Genomic DNA, 16,420 nt, shown 5'->3' with positions numbered 1-16,420 from the left:
TGGTCCCGTGCGGACCCGGGCGCGCCCGGTCCGGCGGCGGGACGGAATCCAGGAGGTTACGCGCCCATGCGCGCTCGTTACGTCGTTGTCACTCACTCCGAGGCGACGCACCCCGTCGTAGGGGGCGTCGATGGCTGATACGACGCGCTGTTGGGGCCCACTGGCCTCCGCGAGACGGGTTTTCCCGCCCACACGCCGCGAGGGAGCGGCTGAACACAACGAAGAGGTGGCGGGGGCCACGACGTCGGCGACGGAGAGTGCGGCGACTCCATCCGGCCATGGGCGCCATCCTGCGGCGCCCGAGTGTTCACCGGATCGTCGTGGACGCGCGGCGGCTCCCGCGCGTCTGTCGTGGCGTCCTGGAGTCGGCGGACGGTGCCGATCGGCACCCGTCCGGCTGTCGCGGTGCCCGGCAGCCCAGAGCCGGGCACCCCGGGAGCCGGGCGAGACGTTCGCCACACGTCCTAGCGGGGGCCTGTCATCCCGAAGTCCGCGATGGAGGCCCGGGCTTGTTCGACCCAGCGGGCGGCATTGCGGCGGTCATGGCGCCGTGCGTGCTCATGGAGTTCGCGCAGCGCGGCACTCACCGCAGCCGTGTCCCCGAGCACGCCGTACAGCATGACCGGTGCCGACAGTGCCCGCAGATACCGGTCGACGAGGTCACGCCGCCCGTACTCGACCACCAGGGTGCGGTAGGCCGCGATCCCCCGAGCGAAGCCGCGTACGGCCGCCGCGTCACGACCGCACATCATGGCGAACGTGCCGAGCCGGAGCGCGGCCTCCCCGCACAGTTGCTCGGCGCTCGCACCGGGATGCCTGGCGGTGAGCCAGCTGAGTTTGCCCACGAGCTGCTCAAGCAGCAGGGAGGCGTCACGTCGCGCTCCCTGGGCCCCGATGTCGAACGCCGAGCGCATGTCACCGTCGAGTGCGGCGAGTTGGGCGGGAAGACTCGCGGGCGTGATGGCGAGCAGCGAGCGCAGCTCCCGGTGCTGGCCGCTCAGCGCCTCGAACACGAAGGCGTGCACGTCGCCGCCTCTGCGGTGTACGGGCTCGGGCGAGTCGGGCAGCCACCGGGTCGTGGAGCGTGCGGCGCGGCCGAGCGCCGGATCGTCGGTGGTCAGGCCGCCGTGCTGGGACAACGTCTGCTCCAGCGCGCGCTCGGCGCCTTCGATGTCGCCGAGGCAGAGCAGCGCTGTCGCGAGCGTGCCGGTCACGCGTGAGGCTTCCGCGGCGAGGTCGCCCCGGCTCTGGGCGATCAGCGCGGAGTACTGGCCGACGGCGTCGCGCGCGGCCTCGGCCGCCTCGCCGTGCATGCCGTACAGCATCCGGGAGTTGGCCCGACGCTGGGCGCTCTGTGCGAGGGTCGCCGAGGGAGCGTGGGTGCCCGGCGACCGAGTGAGCGCGGCGTGCGCGGCCTCCTGTGCGTGCAGGGCCCGTTCATACGAGCCGAGGTCGCCGTATGCCCCGGACAGGGTCTCCAGGGTCAGCACGTACAGGCCGGCCGTCCCCGGTCGTAGGGCCGGGTCGACTTCATCCGCTGTGCCGTCGGACGCGCGCAGCGAGTCGAGGGCCCGGCCGCATGCTTCCAGCGCTTCCCGCGGCCGGCCGGCGCGCCGCAGCCACACGGCCCGCGAGCGGTGGACGGCCGCCGCCTCCGGGTCGGGCACGGGCGCGTTGTCGGCGTACTCGGGCGCGGCGAGGGTCTCCAGCGCCCCGGTGAGATACCGCTCGGCCTCCTCGGGCTCATCGGCGTCCAGTGCGATGTGGGCGAGCTTGGACAGCGCGTGGACGAACCTGTGGCCCCAGGCGGCCAGTCCGTCCATTTCGGTGAGCCGGCGCCACAGGTCGAGCGAGGTGCGCGCGTGTTCCAGGCCGCGCACCGGATCCTCCAGGATCCCGATGAGATTGGCCAGGTTGTCGTGGGCCCTGGCCAGCTGGTCCGCGTCGGCGGCGTCACCTGCCAGGAGCACGGCCTGCTGGAGGTGGCGCACGGCTTCGGCGTAACTGTCGCGCGCGACATGCACCCGGCCGGCCGCCTCCTCGTCCCGGCCGCGCAGGATCAGCGCCTCGCCCAGGCGTCCGGCCAGGAGGTGGATGCCCTCGTCGCGCACCATGGCGGCAAGCACCCCTACGGCCTCGGCCGCGTGCCCCGCCGCTCCTCCTCGCGCGCGCTGGACGGCGACGGCGGCACGCAGCTCACGAGCGTGCCGGTCGGCCGGCGCGCGGTCGAGGCGCCGGTTCAGCAGTGTGTCGGCCCTCCGCCACAGCTCGTCGGCGCGTCGCTTGTCGCCGCGCGCTTCCTCGACCGCCGCGTGGTTCATCAGGGCGGGTACGACGTCGAGCGGGTCGTCGGATCCCGTGAACTCCTCGACGGAGGTCTCGTACAGTTCGACAGCCCGTGCCGTCAGGACTTCTTGACGCCGCCCGGCGCCCTGTTTGCCCCGGTCGACCAGGACGTTCGCTTCCAGCAGCAGCGCATGGCCCAGGATGTTCCGGTCGCCCGGCCCGCCCGGCAGGCTCCGTGCCAGGGCAACGGAGCGCTCGGCGGTTTCGAGGGCGGCGGCCAGGTCACCGGCGCGGCGCTGGAGGCGGCACAGAGAGCCGAGGACGACCGACAGCAGATCGAGGTGGTCGTCTGCCAGATGGCCGATGAGGTCGGCGGCCGTGCGGTAGTGCGCGAGTGCGCCGTCGCTGTCGCCGAGCGCTTCGAGGACCCGGCCGGTCTCCGCCGCGCAACGGCCGCGCGCGTACGTGGTTTCCGGGGTGTCCCGCCGCTGCCGGGGCAGGCCGTCGAGCACTCGCCGGGCCTCCCGCAGCGCGCGCAGGTCACCGAGGAACTGGGCGCGCGGGCCGCCGACGTCGAGCGGCCAGAAACCCACCGCGTCCCGCTCGTCGAGGCCCGCGGTGCGGTAGGCGTAGTGCAGCAGTGAGCGTGGGTCGCGCCATGATCCCCCGCCGGGGGCGCGCCGCTCGTACCGCTGCGTCCTCCCGCCTGACGCGGTCGAGGCCGCGGGAGGTGGTGCCACCGCGACCGGCTCACCGGTCTCCTGCTCCCCGATCCGCACGACGGCCTCGGCGATCTCGCCGAGAGGGTAGGGGCGTTCGCCGGGTTCCTTGCGGAAGCAGCGCTCCAGCAGGTCGGCCAGCGCGGGCGGTATCCGTAGCGACCTCGGGGTCAGGGGCCGTGTCCGGGCGGCGTGCAGCACCAGGCCGGCGACGGTTCCCGCGGGCCAGGTACGCTCGCCCACCAGCAGTTCCAGGACGGTCACCGCCCAGCTCCACACGTCCGCCGGGACACCGACCCGCCGCCCCTCGGCCTGTTCGGGCGACGCGTACGCGGGTGTGCCGGCGGCGGCGCCCGAGACCTGGAGGGAGACCTCGGAGCCGGGACGGGGCGGGTGCAGCTCCTGGCGCAGGATGCTGCGCATGAGCTCGCGCTCCTCGTCGCCGGTGTCCGGCACCGCGCTGATGTACTGGATCACCGCTTCGAGTTGCAGACGCTTCTCGTCACCCCAGCCGGGCGCCACGGCCAGCCCGAAGTCGGTGAGCCGTACCGTACCGACGTCGTCGACCAGCAGGTTCGCGGGCTTGACGTCCAGGTGCAGCAACCCGCTCTCGTGCGCGGCCGCGAGCCCCCAGGCGGACTGGGCCGCGGCTGACAGGACGCGACGCAGCGCGGCACGTTCACCGCCCTCGTACAGCGCCCCGGAGCGGATCCGGTCGGCCAGCGAGCCGCCGGGAACGTACTCGCTGAAGACGACGACCTCGTCGCCGAGGTTGCGGGAGAACCGGCAGGGTGCGATATGCGGGTGGGCCGACAGGTCGATCCAGCGCTGCACCTCGGCGAGGAGCCTCGCCTGGTGCGTCGGATCGGCGCTGTGCAGGCGCTTGACCGCGTACCGCTCGCCGGTACGACGCGAACGGACCAGTACGACACCGGCGAACCCGCCGCTGCCCAGCGGCCTTTCCACCGTGAACTCCGCCAGGAATGAACCGCCCGCTTCCATCTCAGCTCCCGTTGAGCGCGGCACGCAGCGCCTCGGCGGTCCGGAAGCCCCCGTCGGGTTCATCGCTGAGCGCGTGGTCGAGTACCTCGCCCAGCCCCGGCCGTAAGCTGACCCCGCGCTTGCCGATGGGCACGACGGGGCTGGTCGCGACCGCCAGCCAGGGGTCCCGGCCCGGCGGAAGATCACGGGGCAGGAAGCCGGTGAGTACGTGGTAGAGAGAGGCGGCCATGGACCACACGTCGACCTCGGGGGTCGCGTACTTGTAGTTGATGAGCTGGGCTCTCGGCATGAAGGCGGGGGTGCCCATGACCTCACCGGTGCGGGTCAGCCCGCTGAGTCCGGCGCTGTCGTATGCCTTGGCCAGACCGAAGTCGGCGAGCTTCGCCGTGGTCCGGCCGTCGGGGCCGGAAGCCAACAGGATGTTGTGGGGCTTGATGTCGCGATGGACGAAGCCGTGCTCCTGGTGAACGTGGCCGAGCCCGGCCAGCACACCGTCGAAGAGGTCCAGGGCCCGGCGTGCCGGAAGCGGTCCGTCGCGGCGCACCCGGTCGGCGAGACTGCCGCCCTCGCACAACTCCAGGACGAGGCAGCACGGTTCAGCCTCTGCCGGCGAGGCGCCGTTCTCCGCTTCGGTACGCTCCACCCCCATCACGCGCACCACGTGCGGGTGACGCAGCGCCATACAGACACGCACCTCACGGGAGAAGCGGGCCACCTCGTCGCCGGCCCCGGCGGGCGCGTGTATGACCTTGAGAGCGCGGCGCTCCCCACTCTCCCTGTGAACGGCCGCGTACACGACGCCCATGCCGCCGCGCCCCAGTTCCCCCTCCACAACCCATGCCCCGAACCGCACCCGGCATCCCTCCCCCGCGCGCCCGGCCCACCCCGGCCGCTGGTGAACTCAGACTACTCGGAGGGGACTTCGGGCACGTGGACTCGCTCCCGGCGCACTCGATCGGACGGACACCGTGGTGGGGATCATGGACACCCTGGTCGTAGGCACGCCGTCGCCCCCACAGGCGCGCGGCGTCGACCAGCAGCAGCGCCTCTCCCCGAGTGTCAGCCGATCGCGAGCTTCCCGCCGAGAGCCTCAAGGACCGTGCCGGTGATGTAGCTGGCGCGGGAGGAGACAAGGAACAGAACCGCCTCCGCGATCTCTTCGGGCTCTGCCACCCGCCCCAGTACCGCGGTCCGCCCAATCGCCTCAATCGCCTCGTCCCCCATCTCCTTCGTCCCGGGGGTATGGACAGCGCCGGGTGCCACGGCATTCACACGGACACCCTGGGCACCGAACTCGTCGGCCCACACGCGCGTGAGCAGTTCGAGCGCGGCTTTGGACGCTCCATAGGCCGCCGCGCGCCGGAGCGGCGTGGTGGCCGCCAGCGTACTGAGGCTCACGATGACGCCGCGTCCCCGTGTGGCCATCGCCGGTGCGAGCGCGCCTACCAGGAGCATCGGCGCACGCGCGTTGACAGCCATATGCGTGTCGAACATCTCGGCTGTGGTGTCCGGTGTGCCGGCGAACCGGTAGACGCCGGCGTTGTTGATCAGTACGTCCACCTCGCCTGCTTCGGCGGCAAGACGCAGCACGTCCTCAGGCTTGCTCAGATCCGCGGCGACGAACCGGGCGTTCCCGCCTGCGGCGGCGATCTCGCCGACGGTCTCGGCACCGCGCCGCTCGTCCCTCCCGTGGACGACGACCGAGGCCCCCAAGGCTGCCAGGCGAAGGGCGACGACCCGGCCGATGCCGGCGGTGGCGCCGGTGACAAGAGCGGTGGATCCGGCGAGTTCTGCGGTCATGGGAGGCTCCTGGGAGACGGGACGTACGACGTGGTGTCGGCTGTCCCTCGCATAACTGTCAGGGCGGGCCCGGAGGTACGGACGTCCGTGACCGGATAGGCCGACGGGGTGATCCCGGAGGATCCGGGACAGCTCGGACGGACCGGGGTTCGGGGAACGTCCCGCCGAGGACCGGGCGCCGTCGCACCCGGTGCCCGGCGCCGCACCGTACTCCGACCGGCCCCCTCACCCCGCCGTCGCAGCCGCCGGGTTGCCCTGGTGGGTGAAGGCGGCCCAGTGGTGCGGGTGGTGGAGGTCGGGGCGGGTGGCCTGGCGGCGGAGCAGACTGTCGAGGGTGGGCGGGAACTCGCGGTGCGGGTCGAGCATCCACAACTGGGCGGCGCGCAGGGCATCGGGCGGGGCCAGCCCGCGGGCGGTGAGGTGATGGTGGAAGACCGCCATCATCACGGAGGTCGGCCCGTCGCGCACCGCCCAGCGCGACCCCACGACATCGGCGGCGCCGCCGGTGACCAGTGCGGTGGCGAGGGTCAGCGCCTCGTCGTGATGGCGGGTGCTCAGGTCGGTCTCGCAGGCGCTGAGCACGACCAGCGGGCCCGCCGTGTCCGGTCGGCGCCCGGCGGCGCCGTCCAGGATTCCGGCCACGGTGAGCCACCCGGCGCGCCGGCCAGCGCCGGGCGGGCAGGCCAGCCAGAGCGCGGAGTCGGTGGGGCGTGGCGCGGCGACGGCATGGCAGGACAGGTGAACCAGCGACGCCGGCGACACACCGCCGGGCAGGACGGCGAGCAACTCCTCGGGCGTGCCCGCGGCGTCCCGTGCCTCGCCGGTGGTGAGGAACTCGCCGTACCGGAGCGCCTCGGGGTAGCAGGCGGTACGCAGGGCGGTTGTCTCCACCTCGGCCCACGGCAGGGTCAGTTCCGGGTCGGCGACGAGGACCTGCCGTCCGGCGGCGGGAGGCATCCGGCGCCGGACGGCCGCGGCCAGGAACTGGGCGCCGGACGGGGCGTAGCTGAGGACGGCCTCCTGGCAGGCGTACCGATGGCCGTGCTCGCCGGTACCAGGGGCGCGTGCCGCGTGCCACGGTACGACGCCGAGCGGGCCGCAGGGCACCAGCACGATCCGCGGTGGCCCGGCCAGTGGCCACGGGGCCGCCGGCCCCGGGCGTACGGCCGCGAGCACCGGTTCCATCACCGCCCGCCAGGCCCACTCGCACAGCGTGTTCAGCGCGTCCTGCCAGCGTCCCTCGCACGTGGCACGCCACGACCTGTCCGCGTCCGGGTCGGCGAGCGCCCGGGAGCGTTCCGCCGCGGCGTCGAGGTACCGCTCCAGCGGCGCGCTGCCCGGGGCCATCAGCTCGGGCAGGGGAAGTGTGATCGGGCCGGCTCCCGGGCGCAGGATCAGCGCGCGGCCGGGGAACGAACCGTCGGCGAGGGGCATGCCGGGTACCAGATAGACCAACGCGTCGGTGCCCGTGGCAGCGAGGCCGGCGGTCAACCCGGTCATATCCGTCGCGCCCACCAACTGCCGTATGCCCGGGCCTTCCTGAGCATCGAGGCGGGCGCCCAGCACGGTCAGCACCTTGCGCCGCAGACCGCTGGGTATCGGCGAACCCGCGGCCGGCGGCGGCGATGTGTCCTCGGCCGGCAAGGGCGGCGGTACGTCGTCGGCCTCGGGCCTGAGCAGATCGCTGGGAACCTGAGCACGCCACTGCCGGGCAAGTTCGGGGTGGCCGACGGCGTCGAGGATCTCGGGGATGCCCCGGGAGGCGGCAGCGGCCTGAAGCACCAGGGCTCGCCCCCTCTCCAGATCGGCCACCGCGTCGGCCGGCCGCTGGGTGAGGAAGGCGACGAACGCCAGCCGACGCGACAGTACGGCACCTCTGATGCTCGCCGACAGCCCGTGGTCGGCACCGGCCTGGAGCAGGACGTCGGCGGCCAGCTCGCCCAGCGCCTCGCGGGTCACCTCCACGAACGCTCTTCTGTCCGCACCCACATGCGGGCCGCCCCGCGCGGCGCGCCTCATGTGGGCCTCTGCGAGCTTGGTCAGAACATCCACGCGGTGCGCTCTGCCACGCCCCTCGGCGAGCAGCGCGCGGGCCCGGGTCAGCTCGGTGATGGCCTCGTCCAGCAGCGCCGGGGGTTCCTCGCCGCGCATCACGGCGAGGAGTTGCCGCAGGCCGAGCGCGGCGCGCCGGTCGTACTCCTGATCGTGGTACATCTCCGGTTCATCGAGGTCCCGCCGCAACTCGCCGATCGCGCGATGCGGCACATCCGGCTCGGAGTCCGAAGGCTCGGCGCCTGCCGGCTCAGGGGTGTACTCCCCCGTCCTGGCCGCCGCGAGCCCCAGCCCGGTGGATTGCCGTGCGTGCGCGCTCAGTTCGTCGAGCCGGCTCAACCGTTCCGCCAACTCCTCGCGCCAACTGCTCTCCGGCGGCAGGGCGGCGTACCGGCCGCGGAGCTCTTCGCTCAGACCTGGCAGCGCTTCGTGGTCTTCGGTGCGCTCCGCGTGGTCCAGCTCGCGATCGGCGGCGGAGAGCGCGAGACTGAAGACGAACGGCGCGTCGGGTGGCACCGAGCCATCGCGTTCCAGGGCCGCGCGCAGGCGCCGCAGGGTGACCAGGGAGACATCGGCGTCGTGGAAGCTGCCTCCGAGCGCGGCGGCCCTTTCCAGGATCTCGCACAGATCCGCTTGCAGGGCCAGGGCCCACCAGGAGCCGGCGGGGGCCGCGTCGACCACCTCCCTCAGCAGGGCGGCGGCGTCCTCCAGATAGCCCAGATCACCGGTCCAGTTGGCCAACAGCCGATCGAAGCCGGCCGCCAGGCGCCGCTCGCGAATGCCGATATGGGCGACGAGGTCCCGCCCTTGGCCGTTGAGATGGGGGATCAGACCCGGGTCCACGGTGAGGCCGATCGGCCAGTCCTCGAAGCGGTCGCGGCCGTCGCCGTCCCGTTCCGGCGTGGGCCGCTCCACAGTGGTGAAGTCGACCGGTCCCGGCGCCAGGGAGTGCAACGCGACCAGAAGGTAGGCGTGGAGCCTGGCGACCCGGCCCCGCTCGGGTGCGTCCGGCCGCAACGCGCGGAGGGCGCTCAGTGCCAGGTCGGCGGCGCGGCGGACACCATCGGCGCCCCCTCCCTTGCCGGCAGCCGCCTGGCGCAGCAGGAGTTCGGCTTCCGGGTCCAGTCCCAGTTCGTCGGGCGAGTCGCCGTCGGACCTGGACTCCAACGTGACAACCAGCCAGACGAGTACGCGGGTGAACTGCGGCGTGCTGCGCGAGCCGGCCAGGGCCACCAGGCCGCGAACGGCATCGAGCAGAGCGTTCTCGGGGGCTTGGACGCCATGGGACGCATGGGATGCGTGGGACGTATCGGGTTCATGGGGTTCATGGGGTTCATCGTGGTTCTCAGCACGGTCGGGTACGGCCGTTCCCGTCGTCGAAGCCCCAGGGACGAGCATCTGCTCGATGTCCCGTTTGATGTTCGCCGTCCGCTGGTGGAACTCCTGGTCGAGCTGGGCCTCGGCGAGACGGTCGACCACCTCCTTGGCCTCGGTGAGGTCCTGACGCAACGTCTCCGTCACCACCCGTGCGTCGGCCGCGGCGAGCAGTGCGCCCAGAAGAGCCGTGGGGGTGCCGTCGGAGCGGGGCACGACCCAGGGCGCGAGCAGGAAGAGCAGCATCATGCGGGCCTCCACCACGAGCAGATCGGTGAGCGGCCCGTTACGGTCCGCCCACCGCAGGCGCCGTAGCGCCTCCGCCCGCTGCTCGGAATCGAACGACGCGCTCTGGCGTCTGTTCAGACACCACCCGCCGAGCAGGATGCCCAGGTGCACGAAGACGAGGGAGAAATCCTCTCGGTTCTCCGCCAACTCGACCTCGAAAGCGGCCAGTCGGTCGATCGCCGACCTCAACTCCTCGTCGGCGGGGCTCGAAACCCCCGTGTCGCCCAGCAGTCGCCGCGCCTGGAGAACGACATCGGTCGCCTCCTTCCACAGCTCCGCCACCCTTCCGTCGGCGGCGTCCCGTCCAGCCTCGCCGGCCATCGACTCCCCCGTCGTCGCACCTGCCCCGTCCCCGTATCGCCGAGGATTTCGATGGTTCCCGGCAATGCGAACCAACCACTATACGGGGGCAGTTGTCCCCTATCCGAACGATCCGGAGATCCCGGCCCGCCGACGGGAGCCGACCTCCGTGCCCGTGACGCCACCGACTCCGCCGACGTCTATGGCGCGGGCTTCGAGGTGACCACCCATCCGTGAGCCGGATCGCGGGAGAACAAGCGCGCGAACGCGCCGCCCGACAGCGTCAGTTCGTCCCAGGTTCCCTCCTCCACGATCCGTCCTTCCGAAAGCACCGCGATACGGTCCGCCCTGCGGACGGTGGCGGGGCGGTGGGCGATCACGAGCGTCGTGCGGTCGGCGGAGACCCGGGCGAGGGCCCCGGCGAGTTCCGCGTCGCCCCGGTGGTCGAGATGTGCCGTGGTCTCGTCGAGTACCAGCACCCGAGGGTCGCTCAACAGCGCTCTGGCCAGGGTCACCCGGGCCCGCTGGCCGCCTGAAAGGGTGGCCCCCCGTTCGCCGACCGCCGTGCCGAGCCCCTCGGGGAGGGCGTCGACGATGGAATCGACGCCGCAGACACGGATCACGGTACGCAGTCGCTCGGGGGTGGCGTCGGGGGCTGCGAGAAGCAGATTCTCGGCGAGCGTGCCGTGGAAGAGCGGGGCCTCCTGTCCGACGACGGCGATCGCGGCTCGCAAGTCCCGTTCGGGCAGATCCCTCAGGTCGGCGGGTTCGGCACCGGCTTCCGGCACCAACTCGACACACCCCTCCTCGGGGTCCCAGTAGCGGGCCAGCAGGTGTGCGCAGGTCGTCTTGCCCGCGCCCGACGCTCCGACGAGAGCCACGGTCTCCCCCGGCCGGACCGTCAGGTCAAGACCGTCGAGAACGGCCTCGGCACCGTAACCGAACCGGACGCCGCGCAGCCGTACCCCGAGCGGTCCGGCCGGCAGGGGGCGGGCAGTCGCCGGTTCCGGTGCGCCTGCCGGTACGTGGAGTACCGCACGGACCCGGACGGCCGCGGCACGCAGGCTGCCCGCCTGGCCCAGCGATGCCGCGGAGTCGGCGACCGGTGCCAGGGCCCCCAGGGCCAGGGCCATCGCGGCCGGGGCCCAGGCTCCGCCGAGCCGGCCTTCGGCGACCGCGTGCGCCGTCGCGCCGACCACACCGATCAGCGCGCCGACGATCAGCAGATCGCGGACGGCCCCCGCGCCGGCTTCCCAGGACTGCTCGGCCCGCTGTTCCCTGGCCAGCCGGCGACCGTGGGAACGCAGCCGGGCCCGTCTGCGGTTCAGGGCCCCGGCCATCAGCAGTTCACGCAGGCCGTCGACGGTCTCGACCGTCTCCGCGGAGAGTTCGGCCAGCGCGGCCCGGGTGCGGGCCCCTCGCGCGGCGCGGCCACGTCCGTCCAGGACGGGCGCCCAGACGAGCAGCAGCGCGACCGGCAGTACGGCGGCGAGCAGCCAGGGTTCGAGAGTGCCGAGCACCACCGCGGCCGAACCGAAGACCACTCCGGAGGCGAGGAGTTGGGCGACGGCGTGGGCGTAGAAGAACTCCAGCGCCTCCACGTCCCCGAGTGCGGTCGCGGCGAGGTCGCCGCTGCGGCGCCCCGCGATGCGGGCGGGCGCGCTGCGGGCCAGCCCGTCGAAGATCCGTACCCGCAGTTCGGCGAGGACCCGGTAGGCGAGGTCGTGCGAGAGGTCCATCTCCCGCCAGGTGGACACTCCTCTGACCAGGACGAGCACGATGAGCGCGGTGACCGTGGCGGCGGACGGCGGACGGTGCTCGATCACCGCCGTACCCACGGCGTACGCGCCGAGGGTGACCAGAGCCGCCAGCGCGGCCTGGTCGATCAGGGCGGCCAGACAGGTACGCACCACCATGGCGCGGTGCGCGCCGAGAACGGGCAGCAGGGAGCGCAGGGCACCCGGCCGCTCTTCGGCGTTCCCGGCCGGGACTTCGCGGGGTTCGCCCGTTCGCTGCTGGGTCGGCTTCATGCGGCCTGCTCCTCCGGGGCGGCGCTGTCGCCCGCGGCGACGAGCGTGGCGTACACGCCACCGTCCGCCAGCAGGCTCGGGTGATCGCCGGCCGCTTCGACGCGGCCGGCGTCGAGGACGACGATGTGGTCGGCGTGGCGTACGGCGTCGAGCCGGTGGGCGACGACGAGGCAGGTGCGCCCATGGCTCGCCGCCAGCAGTTCCCGCACGATCCGGGCCTCGCCGCGTTCGTCCACCGCGCTGGTCGCCTCGTCGAGGACCAGGACCGGTGCGTCGGCGAGCAACGCCCGGGCGAGCGCGAGGCGTTGGCGCTGCCCGCCGGAGAGCGTGGCACCGCGTTCGCCGACGAGAGTGGCATAACCGTCGGGCAGGCGGGCGATCTCGTCGTGGATGCCCGCCGTGCGTGCCGCCTCGCGCAGTTCGGCGTCCGTCGCGGAGGGCCGGGCCAGGCGCAGGTTGTCCGCGACGGTGCTGTGGAACAGGTAGGTCTCCTGCGACACCACCGCGACGCCCCGGCGCAGTGAGTCGAGCGCGTACGCGGTGGTGTCCGTCCCGCCGACGGTGATGTGGCCGCTGTCGGGGTCGCGGTGACGCAGCAGCAGGCTCAGGAGGGTCGATTTCCCGGCTCCGGAAGGCCCCACGATGGCCGTGGTGCGTCCGGCGGCGGCGGTGAAGGTCACCGCGCTCAGGGCGGGAAGATCCGCACCCGGGTGGGTGAAGCTCACATCCTGGAAGATGATTTCCGGGGCCGTGTCCCACTCCGGGGAAGCCGTGCCGCGGTCGGCCACCCCGCCCTCGGCGGTGCGCAGCGCGGCGATGCCGTCGGCCGCGGAGACCCCGAGATAGCCCGCGTGCCATTCGCGGGAGAGATCACGGACCGGGCGGAAGCACTCCGACGCCAGCATCAGCAGAAGGTACGTTCCGACGTCGGTGGTGCGCCCGGTGGTCGCGGAGGCGCACGCGACCAGGACCGCCGCCGCTGTTCCGCCCTGGACCGCCAGATCGGTGAGACCGGTGTCGACCAGCGAGACACGCAGCTTGGCCACGGTGGCACGGTGCAGCGCCGCCGAACGCCGCTCCAGCCGTTCCCGGGTGCGGCCCACGGCTCCGGTGGCACGCAGCGTCGCCATTCCCTGCGACGCCTCCAGATAGTCGGCCGCCAGGGCCTCGTAGGTGTCCCAGTGTTCCTTGCCGCGACGCGCCAGGAGCCGGTCCCACCCGCGCGGCCCGAACAACGCGAGCAGCAGGGCGGGCCCCAGGGCAGGAACGGCGCCAGGCTCCACCCGGGCGACGACAGCGAGCAGCGCGAGTGGCACGGTACAGGTGATGAGCAACTGCGGGAGATAGCGCGATACATAGGCGTCCACGCCCTCCACACCGTCGACGACGGTCGCCCGGACCGCTCCTGCCCGGGCGCCGGTGAACGCGGTGGGCCCCAGTTGTCCGAGGTGTCTCAGCAGCTCGTCGCGGAGCCGGACCCGGACGGCGGCTCCCGCCCGCACCGCCGTCAGTCGTTGTGTCCTGCCCAGCGCGGCGCGCGCCAGGACGACGGCGAACACCGCGCCGAGCAGCGGAGGGAGTCCGCTCAGTTCGCCCCGGGCGATCCGGGAGAGCACGACCGCGAGCAGTACGGCCTGTGCGAGGTGGGTGAGCGTGACCACGGCGAGCAGGGCGGTCGCGACCGCCAGTGGCCGGGCCGCGCCGCGCGCGGCCCGCAGGAGTTCCGGGTGGAGCATCATGGGCGTTCTTCCTCGCGGGACGGAGAGGTCGGGGCGGGTGGGCCGCCGAGGGCGAGACCGTGCACGATCCAGTCGCGTTCGGGGGTCTCGCCGAGCGCGGCGCCGAGGTCGGCCTGTTGCCAGGAGCCGATGGGCCGTGACGGGAGTCCTGCCGCCGCGGCGTGGGCGTGAGCCATTCCGGCGGCGTATCCGGCGGCGAGGTGGTCGGGACCGACCCGGGCGGCGGGGGCGTCGGAGGGACAGCCGTGGGCCAGCAGTACGGCGCCCGCTTCGGCGATCCAGCGCTGTCCGGCGGCCCAGTGGGCGAGGGTGGGCCGTGCCTCTCCCGTGGCCAGGACACGCAGCGCCGGCGCGGGTCGTACGGCAGACGTGGGTCGCGAGGGGTACGGGGCGGCGAGGGTGAGCAGCGCGGGCGCGGGGCCGCCGACGGCCGCGCTCCACGGCGGTCCGCCCGGCCACGCGGCGACGGCCGTGGTGAGGATCCGGGCCAGCGGGTCCTCGGGAGGAGGCCGCGTGAGATCCGCCGGGTCGGCGCTCCGGCGCTCCCGCAGCACACTGTCCGTGACGGGCGCGGGTCGCCGGGCGGTGTGCCAGGTGGCCCCGGTCTGTTCACCGGCGCCGAGGATCTCCAGCAGATACCGGGTCTCGGCGAGCGCGACGGGCGGCACGACCTCGGTGCCGGGCCGGGGTACGGGGGCGCCCGCGAGCGGGAGCGAGGTCCAGGCGGACAGCGGGTCGTCCGAGTGGCCGGTCTCCCGGAGGGTGAACCGGACGGCGGCGAGCGGCTGTTCGGGTTCGGTGCCGGGCCAGAGGGTCTTCCAGTCGCCCGCGCGCGGAAGTCCGGCCGCTGCGGAGAGGGTGGCACCGTCCGCGTCCAGACAGACCGTCGGATCGGTTCCTTCCGCTGCCAGTACCAGCGCGGCGGCGGCGTGTCCGGCGTCCAGAAGGAGCAGGGGCCAGGCGCGGTGGCCGTAGTGGGTGACGGTGTTCCCGGCGGTGACCGTGAGTACGGCGATCGCTCCCGGCTGCGCGTCGGCCGGGGCCGGGCCGCGGCGGTGGACCCGGTGGGCGTGCGGATCGTAGACATACCGTCCGGGCGGCGGCGAGCAGCCCGCGCCGAGCAGCAGATGGACCCGGACCGGGTGCAGGGCGCCCGCCGAGGGGACGGGGCGACGTCGGCCCGTCGTGCCGACCGGCACCGCGAGCGACAGCCGCAGCAGGCGGTCCAGGTCGACCCGTTCGCCGCCCGGGGAGGCCTTTCCGCGGCCGCCGTACCGCCCGGGGCTTTCCGGCCCGCCCGGCCGCCCGAGGGGGAACGATTCACCGGCCCAGGGGAAGGATCGGTACGGTGCGTGGGCCGCCCGCGCGGGCACATGGGCGGACCTGGCGTGCGCGAGAGCATGCCTCTGTGCCTGTTCGGCGGCGGATACGGACGTGCGGGTCATGGACGGGGGCCTTCACATGTGGGGTGGCGGAGCGAGCGTGAAGTCCGCGGGCACGGCCGGTGGTTGGGCCCGCCAGCCCCGGCCGAGCGCGGCCTCGGCGAAGCGGGGGCAGCCGAAGTAGCCGAAGGCGGCGGGGGCGTTGGGGATCAGGCCGGAGACCAGGACGCGGGCCACGCGCAGGGAGGTCTCGGCGACGTCCTCGGTGGTCAGGTCGAAGGTGATCACGCGGTGTCCCCCGGCGGCGAGGGCGGCGTCCAGCGCCCGCCGGCTGCCGTGGGAGACCTCGGTGACAGGGATGGTGCCGAGGGCGGGTTCGGTGAAGCGGCGCGCCAGGGGGGCCATCCGGTCGTCCAGCCAGACCTGCACATGGGCGCCGAGGTCGCGTACGTCGGCGAACTGCGTTCCGCAGTCGTCGAGATAGCGCCGGTCGGCCCGGTGGTCGAGGTAGAGGCCGCGGGCGAGCATGCCGGCCTCCACGGCCCGGAACACCCAGCCGTCGGCGTCCACCGCGCCCTGGGTGAACACCCAGGTGTGCACGGCCTCCAGGACCGCCTTGCGGGCCGCTTCCGCCGGGTCGTAGCGGCAGGCGAATCCAGCCGCGTGGAGGGACCGCCGGGGATCATGGACCAGGGCCGCCACGCAGGGGGCGAACTCGGAGGGCATCTCGACGAGGTGGACCACCAGGTCCGCGCCCGCCAGGTCCTCGGTGAGGCCGGGCACGGTCGCCGGGTCGATGCCACGGGTGGGGCCGTCGAGATGCCACCACAGCTCCAGGGCGTCACGCTCCACGACTTCGAGGAGACCGCGCTCGACGGCGTCGTCGTACCCCTGCCCGGTGGCTATCCCCGCGTAATTGAGGTGATGGGTACGCGGGAGGGAACGCAGCGCGCCCTGACGCCAGTTGAGATGGGTCAGCGCCACGGGCGCCCAGCACTCCCGCCCGTCCTCGGTGCCCGGCGTCCACAGCGCGGGGGTTCCCGGCCGGAGTTCGGCGTACGGGAATCCCTGGCGTGCGTACTGCCAGGAGGCGTACGAGGGCAGTTCTCCCGGCCCGTACAGCCGCAGCCCCTCGGCCGCCAGTTGGGCGGCGGTGGCCCGCCGGGGCGCCTTCGGGTGGCCCGGCGGCGGAAGGCGGTTTCCGCAGTAGCGCTCCACGGCCTCGGCGATGGCGGCGATCCGGGCCCCGCCGGGGTCGCCGAACGTGGTGCCGAGCGAGACCCGGTCGGCCGGCCAGGCGCCGAGCCGGCGGGCGTCCGCGACGCTGGCGGTCATGGCGATGTAGCGCGGCGGCGCGCCGTCCGGGTGCTCGACGGGTGCCACGTCACGGATCAGCCCGCAGACGGGATCGACAAGAGCTTCGATCGGCAGAACGGTGTTCAACGGCG

8 protein-coding genes are annotated in these 16,420 nt (G+C 73.5%); all 8 read right to left on the bottom strand.

Going from position 1 to position 16,420, the window contains the following annotated elements:
* Positions 1-464: 464 nt before the first annotated feature.
* The 8 genes from AB0M67_RS07490 to AB0M67_RS07455 all read right to left on the bottom strand — a co-directional run bounded on the left by AB0M67_RS07490 (position 465) and on the right by AB0M67_RS07455 (position 16,415).
* Positions 465-4,007: a serine/threonine-protein kinase gene (locus AB0M67_RS07490; RefSeq protein ID WP_365743629.1), complete on the bottom strand. Its 3,543-nt coding sequence runs from the start codon at positions 4,005-4,007 to the stop codon at positions 465-467.
* 1 nt (position 4,008) lies between these two features.
* Positions 4,009-4,860 carry a serine/threonine-protein kinase gene (locus AB0M67_RS07485; protein WP_365743627.1) on the bottom strand — a complete coding sequence of 284 codons (852 nt, stop codon included), beginning with the start codon at positions 4,858-4,860 and terminating at the stop codon, positions 4,009-4,011.
* Positions 4,861-5,066: 206 nt separating this feature from the next.
* Entirely contained in the window at positions 5,067-5,807 is a 741-nt protein-coding gene (locus tag AB0M67_RS07480) for an SDR family oxidoreductase (RefSeq protein ID WP_365743625.1), read from the bottom strand.
* A 225-nt stretch (positions 5,808-6,032) separates the two neighbouring features.
* Positions 6,033-9,842, bottom strand: a complete 3,810-nt coding sequence (locus AB0M67_RS07475) for a CHAT domain-containing protein (protein WP_365743623.1) — start codon at positions 9,840-9,842, stop codon at positions 6,033-6,035.
* A 179-nt stretch (positions 9,843-10,021) separates the two neighbouring features.
* The gene (locus AB0M67_RS07470) at positions 10,022-11,851 is read right to left on the bottom strand and encodes an ABC transporter ATP-binding protein (RefSeq protein ID WP_365743621.1); all 1,830 of its coding nucleotides are present in this window, start codon (positions 11,849-11,851) and stop codon (positions 10,022-10,024) included.
* Positions 11,848-13,590: an ABC transporter ATP-binding protein gene (locus AB0M67_RS07465; protein ID WP_365743619.1), complete on the bottom strand. Its 1,743-nt coding sequence runs from the start codon at positions 13,588-13,590 to the stop codon at positions 11,848-11,850. The genes AB0M67_RS07470 and AB0M67_RS07465 overlap by 4 nt, the downstream gene beginning before the upstream one ends.
* Positions 13,587-15,035, bottom strand: a complete 1,449-nt coding sequence (locus AB0M67_RS07460) for a nitroreductase (protein ID WP_365743617.1) — start codon at positions 15,033-15,035, stop codon at positions 13,587-13,589. The genes AB0M67_RS07465 and AB0M67_RS07460 overlap by 4 nt, the downstream gene beginning before the upstream one ends.
* A gap of 12 nt (positions 15,036-15,047) precedes the next feature.
* Entirely contained in the window at positions 15,048-16,415 is a 1,368-nt protein-coding gene (locus tag AB0M67_RS07455; RefSeq protein WP_365743615.1) for a YcaO-like family protein, read from the bottom strand.
* Between the last annotated feature and the right edge of the window lie 5 nt (positions 16,416-16,420).

It is taken from the genome of Streptomyces sp. NPDC051662 (genome assembly GCF_040681655.1).
In the GTDB taxonomy this organism is placed as follows: Bacteria; Actinomycetota; Actinomycetes; order Streptomycetales; family Streptomycetaceae; genus Streptomyces.
This window is presented reverse-complemented; position numbering and strand designations above follow the sequence as displayed.